Annotated in this window: 12 protein-coding genes and 2 tRNA genes; 8 read left to right on the forward strand and 6 right to left on the reverse strand. The window is 54.4% G+C overall.

The features are described from left to right. The first annotated feature begins 62 nt into the window (after window positions 1–62). Together SYNCC9605_RS04345 and SYNCC9605_RS14505 are read left to right on the forward strand one after the other, a co-directional pair. Entirely contained in the window at window positions 63–311 is a 249-nt protein-coding gene (locus SYNCC9605_RS04345) for a DUF1651 domain-containing protein (RefSeq protein WP_011363852.1), read from the forward strand. 1,360 nt (window positions 312–1,671) lie between these two features. Continuing rightward, a complete protein-coding gene (locus SYNCC9605_RS14505; protein WP_011363853.1) occupies window positions 1,672–2,130 on the forward strand; it encodes a hypothetical protein in 459 nt (152 codons plus the stop codon). A 420-nt stretch (window positions 2,131–2,550) separates the two neighbouring features. Here the strand turns inward: SYNCC9605_RS14505 and SYNCC9605_RS13740 are convergent, their stop codons facing one another. Further along, window positions 2,551–2,841, reverse strand: coding sequence for a hypothetical protein (locus SYNCC9605_RS13740; protein ID WP_011363854.1), 291 nt, complete (start codon window positions 2,839–2,841; stop codon window positions 2,551–2,553). A 121-nt stretch (window positions 2,842–2,962) separates the two neighbouring features. Between SYNCC9605_RS13740 and SYNCC9605_RS15340 the strand changes: the two genes are divergently transcribed. Beyond that, entirely contained in the window at window positions 2,963–3,142 is a 180-nt protein-coding gene (locus SYNCC9605_RS15340; protein WP_041434495.1) for a hypothetical protein, read from the forward strand. Between the two features lie 2,642 nt (window positions 3,143–5,784). On the opposite strand, the gene SYNCC9605_RS14510 is transcribed toward SYNCC9605_RS15340, so the two are convergent. From SYNCC9605_RS14510 to murA, 5 genes are all read right to left on the reverse strand, one after another. Continuing rightward, on the reverse strand, window positions 5,785–6,111 hold the full coding sequence (locus SYNCC9605_RS14510) for a hypothetical protein (protein WP_011363856.1): 327 nt from the start codon (window positions 6,109–6,111) through the stop codon (window positions 5,785–5,787). Between the two features lie 237 nt (window positions 6,112–6,348). Continuing rightward, window positions 6,349–6,546: a hypothetical protein gene (locus tag SYNCC9605_RS14515; RefSeq protein ID WP_156782981.1), complete on the reverse strand. Its 198-nt coding sequence runs from the start codon at window positions 6,544–6,546 to the stop codon at window positions 6,349–6,351. Between the two features lie 458 nt (window positions 6,547–7,004). Continuing rightward, a tRNA-Leu gene (locus tag SYNCC9605_RS04365) sits at window positions 7,005–7,086 on the reverse strand. A 21-nt stretch (window positions 7,087–7,107) separates the two neighbouring features. Continuing rightward, the gene (locus SYNCC9605_RS04370) at window positions 7,108–8,220 is read right to left on the reverse strand and encodes a hypothetical protein (protein WP_156782982.1); all 1,113 of its coding nucleotides are present in this window, start codon (window positions 8,218–8,220) and stop codon (window positions 7,108–7,110) included. Window positions 8,221–8,633: 413 nt separating this feature from the next. After that, window positions 8,634–9,935 (reverse strand): UDP-N-acetylglucosamine 1-carboxyvinyltransferase, encoded by a 1,302-nt coding sequence (gene murA / locus SYNCC9605_RS04375; protein WP_011363859.1) that lies wholly within the window; start codon window positions 9,933–9,935, stop codon window positions 8,634–8,636. Between the two features lie 151 nt (window positions 9,936–10,086). Here murA and SYNCC9605_RS04380 point away from each other — a divergent pair. The 5 genes from SYNCC9605_RS04380 (at window position 10,087) to trpC (ending at window position 13,675) form a co-directional block, all read left to right on the forward strand. After that, window positions 10,087–10,170, forward strand: a tRNA-Leu gene (locus SYNCC9605_RS04380). Between the two features lie 32 nt (window positions 10,171–10,202). Then, window positions 10,203–10,451 (forward strand): hypothetical protein, encoded by a 249-nt coding sequence (locus tag SYNCC9605_RS04385; protein WP_011363860.1) that lies wholly within the window; start codon window positions 10,203–10,205, stop codon window positions 10,449–10,451. Between the two features lie 26 nt (window positions 10,452–10,477). Beyond that, entirely contained in the window at window positions 10,478–11,308 is an 831-nt protein-coding gene (locus tag SYNCC9605_RS04390; RefSeq protein WP_041434497.1) for a TrmH family RNA methyltransferase, read from the forward strand. Next, window positions 11,305–12,747: a dihydrolipoyl dehydrogenase gene (gene lpdA / locus SYNCC9605_RS04395; protein WP_011363862.1), complete on the forward strand. Its 1,443-nt coding sequence runs from the start codon at window positions 11,305–11,307 to the stop codon at window positions 12,745–12,747. The genes SYNCC9605_RS04390 and lpdA overlap by 4 nt, the downstream gene beginning before the upstream one ends. Window positions 12,748–12,787: 40 nt before the next feature. Beyond that, window positions 12,788–13,675: an indole-3-glycerol phosphate synthase TrpC gene (gene trpC / locus SYNCC9605_RS04400; RefSeq protein ID WP_011363863.1), complete on the forward strand. Its 888-nt coding sequence runs from the start codon at window positions 12,788–12,790 to the stop codon at window positions 13,673–13,675. Window positions 13,676–13,694: the final 19 nt, after the last annotated feature.

The raw sequence follows: 13,694 nt of genomic DNA on the forward strand, positions 1-13,694 counted from the left end.
ACTGCATCTGGTTGTCACCCAACGGTGATCCTGGCTAGTACAGATGTACTTGCATAGGGCTCATGAGGGAGGGATGGCTGATTGATCGGGACGGCTGCTGGATCTGGCGGTTCCACCGTGATGAGAAGGCGTGGATCCGAGATCCCAAGATCTTCATCGACAGGGGGCGTCAGATGCCTGATGGCCCTCCTTTGCTGAAGGAGCGTCGGTATCTGCGGAAGGACGCAGCGGAGCAGTTCTGGAAGTCCCTTCAAACGCAGGGATGGGAACCTCTGAAGGAACCTGCTTGGGGCGCTGCTGCTGACGTTTAAGACGTTCGGCAAACCGTAAGCACAAATGCTTACTAGGCGGTGTTAGACCAGTCATATCGCATGAGAGCGAGGAACCCAGGAGGTCAAACACTCCTGGGTCTTTTCTTGGAAAACGCTCACGGCACCCACGGCAGTCCCGCCTCATCGGTGAAGGTGGTGGTCGCTTGGCGTCGTCCCGCCCAGCGGCACTTTCAGTTTCCGAAGGAGCGATAGGGATACCGCTCCTTTTTTTGTGCCTAAAAGCGGACCGACAGGAAGGGTGTTCCCGCTACCTAAATCCCAATCCAGTAAAAATCGCTGCCGCTGCTCATATGGCGGGTGCCTACAACCTCAAAAAGGTGTTGCCTCGCCATGTCTTACATAGACGCCAACCACCTCAAATCAACCTTTCAGCGGGAACTTTGGAGTGAGGTGGGGACCTGGTTGCTGGAGAGGACTCAAACGCTTTGGGATGGCGGGATGCCCGATGAAGCGTCTGCCCTCTATTCAGAGTTTTCCAGGGGCCCTGCTCTGGGCGAATGAACTTCTGCCCTTGAGGGGTAGTTCCGCTCATGCCCCTGTGCTCTCACTCGCCTTAGAACAGGGATGAGGTCAGAGACCGATTACGACAAACCAGGTTTCAAGGACCTTCAGGGGGGTGTCTGCTCACCCCCCTTTTAATGAGCGGTTCTACCGATGGCGGCGGGTTTGTAACGCGACGAACATAAAAGAGCATCATCCGTAAGGGATGAATGCGTCGAGCAGAGCAGGGGGTGGGACCTCTGCTTTTTCTTGGGTTGCTGACCCCAGTAGCCGTTTGGTTGTAACGGCGACGACCAGTAGGTGAACCCCGCGTAATTCTTCGAATGCTTCTTCGGTGAAGGGGCAATGCGTCGAACTAAGGGGGGGTGCGACCCCTCTTTTTTTTGGCAGTTCGTAAAGGGCACCCACGGCACCCCTGGATGTCTCAAGAGGGTGGTGCGGCTGGTACCCCCAGTGTTTTCGACGCGTTCGTCCCCTTGTTTCTGGCGGCACTCCCTGCCGCCTTTTTTATTGCTTGCGGACAACCGAACCAGGAACGGTCGTCACTACCTGTTCTGACGGTTCTCCTGCTCCTCGGAGAAGAGCATCTGGTGGAGAGTGGACGGGTCGAGAGACGAGGGGACGGGACCTCTGGGGTGAGAACCCAGGGGTCTTTTTTTGGCACTCTGTGGAAGCGGAGCGACCCTTGAGTGAGCACCTCAGCAGCGGTTGAAGCTGAGCGGTACCGTCGTGAGCGCAGGTAGAAGGCGTTACAGAGCCAGGGTGGAAGCGGCTTAGTGAACCGGCGTGGGGGTCAGCAGTGGCGGTCTGAGCAAAGACAGGATCACCACGACTAAAGATGACACAATCGCCTGTATATAAAAAAACAATCCGCCAATACAACTCACCACCCCCTCCCAATACCTCCAGCCAAGACTTCATCACCAAGTCTGGTGTTCGCACCTCTGCACCCCTCTACGTGAATATCTCTCAGGAGACACGTAAGGAGTGGCTCAATGAGCTTCGACGACTTGCTTCTGCAACTACTGTGCGTGAAGTTACCTCTTCCTCTGGTATCTCCACTGAGACCTCTATTAACGCCGATGCAGGAATCGAAAGCTATTTGGGTCTGACCCTCGACACCCTTCGGTCTGCTGTCCTTTTTCAACGTGGTGGTATTCCCCTCGATATGGTCATCAAGCTCCAAAGCGTCACCGGTATTGAAGCTGTGTCTGAGAAAGATATTGCGAGCGCTCTGAAAGCTCGTGTTGAAGACGTGAACAGCTTTATCGCTGACCGCGCATTCGAGACCAAGTGATGGCCCTTGGATATAATGTGCAGAAGACAAGCGTTAGCTACGAAGACAACACAGGCATTTCTGCACCTAAGCCTCACAAGAAACTAGGTCGCCATAACAAAAAAATCACTACTATCGGATGGAACCTATGGGTTCAACGACAGCCACTGGTAGTGGTCTGAAGCCTTGTAAAGACTCTTCCAATGATCTTACTGACGAACCAATTATAGTCTGAACTAATAATGATTTTTACTAAGCTGTAGAGAGCTCTGTGTAATTATTTTTCCCAGTTGACATCTTCTATTTCTTTCTTGATGACCTTCAGCTTTTTGGTAAGCTCAATTACCTTGTCTTCATTGCCTTTTGACTTGAAATAAGACAGCCTGGTTTTTTCCCATATTTGAGCCATCAACAACTTTTCTATTGGAGTGATTGCATTGTTCATTGGCTTATTAAGAGGTCTCCAGTAGCAGCTGCTTTTTCAAGCCCTATTTTTTCTGCTTCAAGTTCATCACTTTCATCAGGAGAATCTATTTCGTGAATTTCTTTCAAGCTTTGTAGGTAGGTCAGGCAATGGTATCTGATCTCCATTAACTCCTCATAACAATGATATTCACTTGCTAGTCTCCGTAAATCTTGGTCAGGTTTTATTACCGATGCTGTGAAGAGCTTTAGTGCTCTTGAGTAGGCATCTGACTCATGTGAATTCATTGCTGCGAAGTTGGCCTGCATTAAGGATAGATCTCATGGCTATTGGAGATAGGTGACGCCTATTACCCTTTGACAATGGTTATCTAGGCAACAGAAATACAAGGACGTCTCGGATAAGATCTAAACTCTTTTTCTATTTATCATGTCTGCGTGGGAAAGTAATTTTAAGATGATTACTGTTGATGAGGCTCCAAAGTTAGAGGCCCTTCACACTATTAATTGGTTGAAGACAAGGTCTGAACTTCTTCTATCCAAGGAACTTGCTGAGGAGGCTCTTTCTTTAATTAATGAGTTTGATGACCCTTTAGAGGCTGTGTCCTGATAATGGATTGGCTTTCTGGTTTTGGATGGTCAGGGCTAATAACAGTAGCAGTGTCTGTTGTCTGGGACATCTTTTTTCCACTGAACAATCTGCTAATTGCTTGTGTCTATATAGGTTCTTTTATTGCTTGGCTCATTTTTGAAAAGCTCAACAGTAGAACTAGAAATTTCTGACATAATTTTGTGAGGTCATATATCGAGGCTACAGGGACACAAACGACCCCCATGGAGTGCCTGAATTTGAAGTGTTAGACCTGCCAGGCACAAGGTTTATTGGTTCAGGGTAGATACTAACCAGCCAGAACTGCAGTGATGGCAAGGGGTCTAGCCCTCTCAGCGCTGACCTCTTATCAGCCTTGGTCTACCAATGTCACCACCACCGGCATGGAGAGGCGAGAGCACCGTCTCTCTTGTTCTTGGATCACATTCAATCCAATTTCAATCTGTTCTCTTTTCTTTTGTAGTTTCGACCGTTACATATGTTTGGGAATAATGTTATGTTGTCAGAATTAGTTCAGGCTGGGGCGGTTGCCTGAGCAGATGATAACCAGAGTAAGCTTCACAAATCTAATCAAGTTGCGACATAGTTCTTTCGCGATTCCAGGGACGCATCTCCATTTCTCACGCACGGTGCTGACGACTTTTCAAGCCACGGTCTGTACAAAACACAACCCTTTTCCACGACCTGAAAATCAGCTTCTACGAACCCATTGTGGTGAGCCCTGAAACCATTCACCAATATCATCTTGTGACCCATTGAAATGATCCTCGCTTGTTTGCCCTGGCAGATTCATCTGCTGCATGAAACCACCCATAGAACTCTGCTCTAGGTTTCCCTTTGCCTGGATCGATCTCGCTTTTCGCAACCAATGCCAAACAGTCGAATTCCTGTCAGCATACTTCTGGACGAGAATTCTTTCCTCAAGGCTGACCACCTCATTTTTGGATAAGCGAGTCAAGATGTCTTGAAGTTTCAGTCTTGTCTTTGTGGTCAACATCGGAAAACATCCATTGTATAAATGCTGGCGACGCGTGAAACTTTGTCCATAAAGTTATTGGTATCGATATAAATCTCCTCTTAGAAGTAGCAGAGATTACAGAAAGTGAGGTAAATGTTTTGTCTGATACCTACAGACCATTACGGTCTTTTTCTTGGTTAGGTAGACCTCCCTGCATCCGCATTGGTAGTCGGTGATGGGTTACGCCTTGCTCGGACAGGGTTACTACAGAGGAGCTTCAGACCGACACCTCTGGAGCGACGGAACCACCATCCTTCGGCTTGGCCGGTGGTTTCGTTTGCAAAAAAAAGAGCCCCTTCTCTCTCAAGCAGGGACTCCGTCTTGATCCGAGCAGCCATGCTGGCAAGTGAAAAGGAGAGGCGTGAAGTTGGGTCAGCGAGCCCTCATCCAAGCCCCATCAGCAGGCTCTGGATCTTGCAGCCAGGCATGGGATATCAAAGGGTCGTTATGACGCTCAGAGTCACTTCTCACTGGAGGAGAATCTCAAACTGCCAAAGCCGCGCAACGACTGGGCATCGCTGACTTAGTAGCCAGGCCTATACGGATCTGACTGATGGCCCTCCTGGCAATAAGCTGAAGAGCTGATTTCTTTGGTATCGATAGAGCACACACTGAAGGCAGGGTGAGCCTGGGGGCTTGCCCGTGTCGTGAGAAAGCGACGCAGGGGAACGAACCTGCCTTTTCTATTCACCAGCTATTTCTCTAAGACGATGACGATGCAGTGGTTGATGGCAGCTCGGAGGATTGGAAAGCGCCTCGCGTCACTGGAGCCACCAGCCATCAGCCGACTGAGCGACGAGACCCACGAAGTGATCTGTGGTGTCGCTGGCTGCGTCGTCAAAAGGAAGAAATTAAGACTCATCACCGAGTGAACGTCTTTTGCTGTGCCGAACACCACCCCTAGTGCCAGGCACAAAAAAGCCTGCCGTAGGGCAGGCCGGGTGATGGGGGAATTCAAAGCGTATCGCGCACAAAACGCTAGATCCAGTGCTCTGCTGAACAAAATAGCCTTCTCAAGGTGAGTCTTGTTTAAATCCGCACAACGCTAAAGGTGACGTAAGGCTGAACTAAGCTCGTCACATCGCTGCAGATGTAGTGATTCGGCCGGGTGATGGGGATTACTACGGCTTTTAGAGCCACTCCATATCTGGGGTGGTTTTTTTTGTCTGCACCGAGCGTTTTATAGCTACCCAGTTTTGGTGATCAAGCCGACAAGGCCAAAGCTCGGTCAGCTGTGGAGCCGCACCCACTGACCTTGCGAATCTCAACTGCCGTCCATTGATTCCATATGAGACGAAGGACACTCGCCCACCCAGTGGATCCCTCAGAGGCAGCCGAAGTGGAGTATCGAAGGGTCGTTATGACGGTCAGGGTCACTTCTCACTGAAGGGGTCAGCAGTGCCACGAGATGGCATTAGAGGAGCTTGAGGTACTGAAGACACGAGAGGAGATGAACGGCAGGAAGGCAGACACACGGCAGCTAAAGCGGAAGCTATGCAGCATTCAGAGCCTGTTGAGACTGGCTGAGCTTGTCAATGAGGGTGTCGACGGAAAACCAATGGATGAGGAGTAACTAACCAGAAATAAAAAACCCCGCCATCGCTGACGGGGGCTGAATCAATAGTCACCATTCACTCATAGGGAAACAGGTCGTGCACAAATCATCTGCGGTTGGCGAAGTATTCGGGTCAATGATAGAAGCTTGCCCTAAAGTAGAAAGAACTGCTTCGGCAATGAAGCTTGATTCGCTCGAAGGGCTCCATTCGCCCATGGGGTATTCATCTTGCCCGGAAGGGCTCCATTCGCCCATAGGAAACTCATCAGGCTCTTGATACTTTCTTGTATCAAGTTTGTCAAAGCCAGTAATAGAGTCCTTGGAGGAGCCTTTGTAGGAAAAGAATGGTTGAGACTTCTGTGAGTCTTTGGCTTGAAAAAACGATTGAACTTGCATGAGAAGGAATGCAGAACATTTGAAATATGATCAACCACGCATCAATCTTAGGTGATTCAAATCACTCGGGCTTGTGAGGTTAGTCGCAGAAAGATTCTCGCCATTGCTGACGCGGTTATGTGTGTGAGGTTTTGTCGGGAGATGGATAGCGACAACAACGCCCCCTGCTTTTCCCTCTCGGGTTTTGTATAGCTCTCAGCCGCTCTGCGGTGGCATCAGGCGTCCCGACTAGGAATATCAGTTGAAGGTGTAGGTGCCACCACCGGTGTAGTTAGGCGTATAGCGGCCGTTGTAACGATTCGAGCCGTTGATGCGATAACCGCCGTTATAGGTGGGAGTAACTCGATAGCTTTCATAGGCAGAAGCAGGAGTACCGGCAGCGATAAGTGAGCCGCCGAGAACAACAGCTGTAGCGATTGCAGTGAAGAGTTTCATTTGAGTTTTGGTGTTGTGGAGGTCATCCCTCCTGGACCTCTTCATCATCTCCGTTCCAGCTGGGAATCACTTCCCCCAAACGAGTGATTTATTCAGCGGGGTTCATCCCCCATCTGGGCTTGTCGTGTCCCCCGCAGCCATGGTTTCCCTTAACTGACACCATGCAGGTACATCGGATCGCGCAGTCCCCTACTGCCAGACGGTTGCTAGTCCCAACCGATTCGATCGATAAACCTACATATGTTTAAGGCTCCTACTCCTTGGCTCGATACCAAGGGCATATCCGAATATCTCGGCGTCTCTACCCGTCAGTTCAAGAACCTCAAGCGGTCATGGATTGACGCTGGGGAGATGGTCGAGGGCAAGCACTACCGAGTCTTCGGTACCCGCACCCACCGATACGACATGGAACAGATGCACCGACTCGCCCACCGGATGGGTCGGATTATTCCTTTGAGTACAGGCGGTCGGACTTGAACCGACAAGGGTTGCCCCGGCGCATTTTGAGTGCGCTGCGTCTACCAATTCCGCCACGCCTGCAGGTGTGACCTAACCATCTTATCAAGAGACCTGTGGGGTCCACCCTTTCTTCATCTTGCCCTGTGCAATCTGACGGGCGTAGGTCTTTCGGATCATCTCTGGTGATGTACCCATAGCCTCCGCTACGTGGAACTCATTGTTTCCATCGATAAGTGCCTTGCAACACCAGCGGTGGCGAAGGTCATAGGGGTAACAACCCAGATGGTCCTTGCATAGTTCGGTGATCTTTGCTGACTGTGTGGCGTACATACTTTCCAAAGACTCATCAGCTTCACGGTCAATAGTTTTCAACGTCTCCCATTCAGGTGGCTCGAATCCTGAGAGGTCTACTTGCTCATCACCAAAGGGAAGACACCAAGTAATTCCGTTTGATTTTGTTTTGTTTGAGTAGACATACATCATCGTGATTCCATCTTTCTTCTGAATGTTGTCGTAGTCCATTGAGTAGATCTCTCGGTTCCTACGACCAAAGGTGACACAGGCGTACAGCAGCTTCTGTTCGTACGGGTCCTTGATGGTCTTGAACCGCTTGCAGAGGATTGCGTCAGAAGGGATGAGACGGTCCTTCGGCTTCGATTCCCAGGTCGGCACCACCTCATTGGGCATCTGCATCGGCAAACCCATCTCCCGACAGGCGAACTTCAGGATGTCCAGCTCGTCCTTATAGAGCTTCGAGGCTCTGACCTGATCAAGGGTGTACTTGCCGTCCCGTTTGTTGGTCTGCAGCAGGACCCGCGCAGCACTCTCCACCGATAACGATTTCTTGTTGTCCACCAAGACCTGACCGATCTTGCTGATCACCGCCAGGTGCTTGTTCAGCTGCTTCTGATTGCACTTCCTCCCCTTGGTTCCGTCCTTGAGGGTGGCGTTCGGGTTCCCTTTCTTCATCACGATCTCTCGTGCCTCGGCGATCTGCTTACCGATGGGGGTTGAGGTCGGTATGACAACAGCGCTGCTTCGCCTGTCAGCGACCCTGCAAGAGGTTCCGTTGTTGGCTCGGCGGATCATGTCCCGAACGATTGGTTCGAGCTGTCCCCAGGTCGTTATCCAGTCAGTTGGATGAAGCTTTATGTCGGTTGCTGTGGGAGTCCCTCGTCCGCTTTTGGTCAGCGCTTCGGGCTTCCACTCAGCCATCAGTTCCATCATGTGAAACCCGCCAGCGAGTGGTCGGGGTCTGGTCCTGATTCGGACCGCGTGCCCATTGATGGATTCATCGCTGAGCAGCTCGTTCAGTCGAGCCACTTCAGGGGTCCATGGGTAGGTGGATTTAGGTGCCACGTCGGCTAGCTGGATTCGATGCAACCACCATGCACGCAAGTCAACCTTGTCTACCAAGATTGTCTGCCGAAGTGCCCTAACGGCTCATTCAACGTGCATCACGGGTTCGCCTCTCTTGCCTAAGGTCTGCCTCTATAGCTGACTTCTCAGGTGATCCCTTGCTGAGACGCCTGTGTAGACAAGAACTGACTTTGCGGTTTTGAGTCAGCTGCGTCTACCAATTCCGCCAGGCTCCCGCCCACTGCTTGTATTGATTGAAAGGCCCCTCTTCAGGGGATGTTGCGCTTCACCTCAGCGCCAGCAGCGCTGAGCTTGGCTTCGAGGTCGTCGTAGCCCCGGTCCAGGTGCTTCAGACCAGCCACTTCGGTGATTCCTTTGGCGGAGAGGCCAGCCAGCACCATGGCTGCGGCTGCACGGAGGTCGGTACCGGTGACGGGAGCTGCGCTCAGCTGAGCCACGCCTTCCACGATGGCGGTGCTGCCCTCGAGTCGAATCGACGCCCCCATGCGCTGCAGTTCGGCCACATGCTGCAGACGGTTTTCGTAGATCTTTTCGCTGATCACACTGGTGCCCTTCGCGGTGCACATCAGGGCCATGAACGGTGCCTGGAGATCGGTTGGAAACCCGGGGAACGGTTGGGTGGTGATATCCACGGCCGTGATCTCGCCTGGGGTGATCGTCACGGCCCTTCCCTTGATCTGGATGGAGCAGCCGCAATCGCGAAGCTTTTGGATCACAGCGCTGAGGTGCTCGGGAATGACGGGCTCCACCACCAGTGGTGAGCGCGTGATTGCCGCCGCCATCAGGAATGTTCCGGCTTCAATGCGATCCGGGATTACCGGGTAGTTGCTGCAACCACGGAGCCGCTCTACCCCTTGAACAGTGATCAACGGGCCGCCAGCGCCGCTGACCTGGCCCCCCATGCTGTTGAGCAGGTTGGCCAGGTCCTGCACTTCAGGTTCCTGAGCAGCGTTTTCAATGGTGGAGACCCCATCGGCCAGAACCGCTGCCATCAGAATGGTTTCGGTGGCGCCAACGCTGGGGCAGTCGAGCACGATCTGAGCGCCTGTCAGGCGTTTTTTGCTGCCGGGCACTGAGGCTGTGACAATCCCGTGCTCGACATTGACGACGGCACCGAGGGCTTTCAGTCCGCGGATGTGTTCCACGACGGGACGAGCCCCGATACGGCACCCTCCAGGCAGGGGGACCTGAGCGTGTCCCAGGCGTCCAAGCAGCGGACCAATGCTGAAGAAACTGGCGCGCAGGCTGTTAACCAGTTCGTAGGGAGGGGCTGAGCCACTGAGCTCGGCTGCGGTGAGGCGAATGCAATCCGACTGCCTGTCGACTTGAACCCCCAGAGATTCGAGGATGGCGCTCATGCCATCGATGTCTGTGAGAGAGGGAATGTTGGTCAGCTCAATGGTCTCCTCGCTGAGGAGGCTGGCTGTCATCAGCACCAGAGCAGAGTTTTTCGCACCGCTGACGCGAAGTGTCCCCTTTAAGCCATTACCACCGCTGACATTGAGGCGTTGCTTGAGACTCTCCTGAGACGCTTCTGCAACGGCCATCATCGGTGAGCTGATCCCCTAAGTCCGGAGTTTGGCAACAGTTTTTGAGACCGTCTAGACGGCCGGCGTTCAAAGTGGACAGTTTGTTGCGAAGGGCTGGGGCCGTCAGGGATCGGCGATGGCCTATGTTCTTCCCGTCGAATACGACACGCCAGCGGATGTGGCGGAATTGGTAGACGCGCTAGTTTCAGGTACTAGTGGTGGCAACATCGTGGGAGTTCAAGTCTCCCCATCCGCACTAACTTTGTCGGGTAATGACACCCGACAACCATGATTGTTTTGAAAATTTCCAACGCTTCTGAAGTCGTTGCTTCGAAGGTGGGAAAGTTTCTTGAATTTCTCACCCCTGATTCCATCGACCATGCAACCGTCGAGGATCAAGTAATCAAAAAGCTGATTGAAAATTTGGCGGCGGAAGGAATTAAAGGGGAAATCGCAGCCATCAATGGCCTCGAGCTCGACGGCGAGGATCTGAGCGTTCACAAGGGACTGAACGTGCGCAAACACGCAGCGTTCTGAGTCGTTTTCTGAATTCCTCTTTCCCCCTGATCAGTAGCCGACGCAATCCCCTGGTCAAACGGCTGCGAACCCTGGCCACCCGTGCTGGGCGAGAGGCCGAGGGGCTGTTGCTTCTCGAGGGCACCCACCTGTTACAAGAAGTTCTCAGGCAGGGCAATGCACCCGATGAAATCATCGCGACTGAAGCCTGGTGGCAAGGTCATTCGGCCCTGGCTGAACGTTGTGTCCAGGCGCGATTGCGGATCGTCACCGATGAGGTGTTGCGGGCTGCACTCACAACGGTCACACCTGATGGTGTTGCCTGCCTGAGCCCCCTGGATCGACTGCCCGCCGTCCCACCAGAGCTGGACTTCCTCCTGGTTCTGGATCGGATTCAGGATCCAGGGAATCTGGGCACGTTGCTGCGCACGGCCCTGGCCGCTGACGTCAACGCGGTTTGGATGGGGGCTGGCGTAGACCCACTTGGCACGAAGGTGTTGCGGGCCTCTGCCGGTGCTCTGCTTCAACTGCCGCATCAACGCTTTGGCCCCAGCGAAGCGATGGCGATTTCACAGCTTCGGCAGGGACTGAAGCAGCTAGCAGCTTTGGGTGTGCAAGTGGTGGCCACCCTGGTGCCCGATTCGACCCAAGCTTCTCCGATTCCCTACTGGGATCTCGACTGGACGCTGCCGACGGCGCTGGTGCTGGGAACCGAGGGCGCAGGTCTGCATCCTGATCTGCAGGCCTGCTGCACCCATGCCGTCACGCTCCCCCATAGCGCACGGGTGGAATCCCTGAATGTGGCGTCTGCCGCTGTTCCTCTCCTTCTGGAGCGGCGAAGAGCGACAATGACCGCCAAATCGCAGCAGTTCGGGTGAGCGACGCCAGCTTCGACTTCGACGTCATTGTTATTGGAGCCGGCTACGGCGGCTTCGATGCTGCCAAACATGCCGCCGAGCACGGCTTGAAGGCGGCGATCGTTGAATCCCGCGACATGGGTGGCACCTGTGTGAACCGGGGCTGCGTGCCCTCCAAGGCGCTGCTGGCCGCCAGTGGAAAAGTGCGGGAACTGGCAGACGACAAACACCTCTCGAGCTTCGGCATTCACGCTGCTCCCGTGCGGTTCGAGCGGCAGAAGATCGCTGATCACGCCAATCAGCTGGTTCAGACCATCCGCACCAACCTCACCAAAACCCTCGAACGGGCCGGGGTGACCATCCTTCGTGGGCACGGCCGTCTTGAGGGCAGCCAGAAGGTGGGACTGCGGGAACCCAGCGGGGTCGACAGGGTGCTGACCGCCAAGGACGTGATCATCGCCACCGGATCAGATCCCTTTGTGCCGCCAGGCATCGAAACCGATGGCCGCACGGTGTTCACCAGTGACGAGGCCATCAACCTGGAATGGCTGCCCCGCTGGATCGCCATCATCGGCAGCGGTTACATCGGCCTTGAATTCGCTGATGTGTACACCGCCCTCGGTTGCGAGGTGACGATGATCGAGGCCATGGGCAAGGTGATGCCCACCTTTGATCCAGACATCGCCAAGATCGCTGGGCGTCATTTGATTGATGGTCGCGATATCGATGCGCGTTCCGGTCTGCTGGCCCGCAAGGTCACCCCGGGCTGTCCGGTGCAGATCGAACTGGCTGATTTCAACAGTCGTGAACTGGTTGAGAGCCTTGAGGTGGATGCCGTTCTGGTGGCCACAGGACGTGTTCCCAGCAGCAAGGGTCTCAACCTGGAGTCGCTGAACGTGGAGACGAACCGTGGCTTCGTCCCGATCGACGACGCCATGCGCGTTCTGGTCAACGACCAGCCTGTTCCTCATCTCTGGGCCGTCGGCGATGTGACCGGCAAGCTGATGCTGGCCCACACGGCTGCTGCCCAAGGCACCGTTGCGGTGGACAACATCCTTGGCCATGCGCGCGAGATCGATTACCGCAGCATTCCGGCAGCCACCTTCACCCATCCCGAGATCAGCTCGGTCGGTCTGACCGAGGCGGATGCCAAAGCTTTGGCAGAGAAGGATGGCTTCCAGCTCGGTTCCGTTCGCAGCTACTTCAAGGCCAATTCGAAAGCTTTGGCTGAACTGGATAGCGATGGCCTCATGAAGCTGCTGTTCAATAAAACCAGTGGTGAAGTGCTTGGCGCCCACATCTATGGGCTTCACGCCGCCGACCTGATCCAGGAGGTGGCCAATGCCGTTGCCAGGCGCCAGAGCGTGCGTCAGCTCGCCACCGAAGTGCACACCCACCCAACCCTCAGCGAGGTGGTGGAGGTTGCTTACAAGCAGGCTTCCGCCCAGGTGGCCGCCTGATCCCGCCCCACGTTTTTCGTTCCAGTCTTTCCCCTCTTCCATGGAGATCCGCCGTCGTCCCCCCAACCCCAAAGTGCGGGTGGCCCATCTCGAATATGCGGTGCCCCACGACGACGAGGAACCGCGTCACATTCTCGAGAAAATTGTCTGGGAAAAAGACCGTGAGATCGATGCCGCCCGCGACAAGGTTCCTCTCGACAACCTGAAGCAGCAGATTGCCAAGCTTCCTCCCACCAAGGATTTCCTGGGGGCGCTTCAGGCGGCCGCCACGAAACCTGCGGTGATCGCTGAGGTGAAAAAAGCGAGCCCCAGCAAAGGGGTGATCCGTGAGGATTTCGACCCGGTGGCGATTGCCAAGGCCTATGCCTCTGGTGGTGCAAGCTGCCTCTCGGTGCTCACCGACAAGACCTTCTTCCAGGGCGGCTTTGATGTCTTGGTGGAGGTGCGTCAGGCCGTTGACCTGCCTCTGCTCTGCAAGGAGTTTGTGCTGAGCCCCTACCAGCTGTTCCAGGCCAGAGCGGCCGGGGCTGATGCGGTGCTGCTGATCGCTGCCATCCTGTCGGATCAGGATCTTCGTTATCTCAACAAGGCTGCGGCGGCTTTGGGCCTCACCGTGTTGGTGGAGGTTCACGACGCCACCGAAATGGACCGGGTGCTGAGCATTGGCGGCTTCCCCTTGATTGGAATTAACAACCGTGATCTGACCAGCTTCGAGACGGATCTGGCCACGACCGAGCGGCTGCTGGTCGACTTCAACGACCGGTTGAAGCAACAGGGGGTGTTGCTGGTGAGTGAATCAGGTCTGTTCAGCCGGGCCGATCTCGATCGCGTGCAAGCCGCCGGTGCGGGGGCTGTGCTGGTGGGGGAAGCCCTGATGCGGCAGCAGGATGTTGAAGCTGGTCTGGTGCAGTTGATCCAGGCCGGTTAAGGCCGTTGCCATTTCACTG

Origin of the sequence: Synechococcus sp. CC9605 (assembly GCF_000012625.1) — a bacterium.
GTDB lineage: Bacteria > Cyanobacteriota > Cyanobacteriia > PCC-6307 > Cyanobiaceae > Parasynechococcus.

Excerpts from the sequence above, each read along its gene's own strand:
- SYNCC9605_RS04345 (WP_011363852.1), top strand. The coding sequence starts at position 63 with ATGAGGGAGGGATGGCTGATTGATCGGGACGGCTGCTGGATCTGGCGG.
- SYNCC9605_RS14505 (WP_011363853.1), top strand. The coding sequence starts at position 1,672 with ATGACACAATCGCCTGTATATAAAAAAACAATCCGCCAATACAACTCA.
- SYNCC9605_RS13740 (WP_011363854.1), bottom strand. The coding sequence starts at position 2,841 with ATGCAGGCCAACTTCGCAGCAATGAATTCACATGAGTCAGATGCCTAC.
- SYNCC9605_RS15340 (WP_041434495.1), top strand. The coding sequence starts at position 2,963 with ATGTCTGCGTGGGAAAGTAATTTTAAGATGATTACTGTTGATGAGGCT.
- SYNCC9605_RS14510 (WP_011363856.1), bottom strand. The coding sequence starts at position 6,111 with ATGCAAGTTCAATCGTTTTTTCAAGCCAAAGACTCACAGAAGTCTCAA.
- SYNCC9605_RS14515 (WP_156782981.1), bottom strand. The coding sequence starts at position 6,546 with ATGAAACTCTTCACTGCAATCGCTACAGCTGTTGTTCTCGGCGGCTCA.
- SYNCC9605_RS04370 (WP_156782982.1), bottom strand. The coding sequence starts at position 8,220 with ATGGCTGAGTGGAAGCCCGAAGCGCTGACCAAAAGCGGACGAGGGACT.
- murA (WP_011363859.1), bottom strand. The coding sequence starts at position 9,935 with ATGATGGCCGTTGCAGAAGCGTCTCAGGAGAGTCTCAAGCAACGCCTC.
- SYNCC9605_RS04385 (WP_011363860.1), top strand. The coding sequence starts at position 10,203 with ATGATTGTTTTGAAAATTTCCAACGCTTCTGAAGTCGTTGCTTCGAAG.
- trpC (WP_011363863.1), top strand. The coding sequence starts at position 12,788 with ATGGAGATCCGCCGTCGTCCCCCCAACCCCAAAGTGCGGGTGGCCCAT.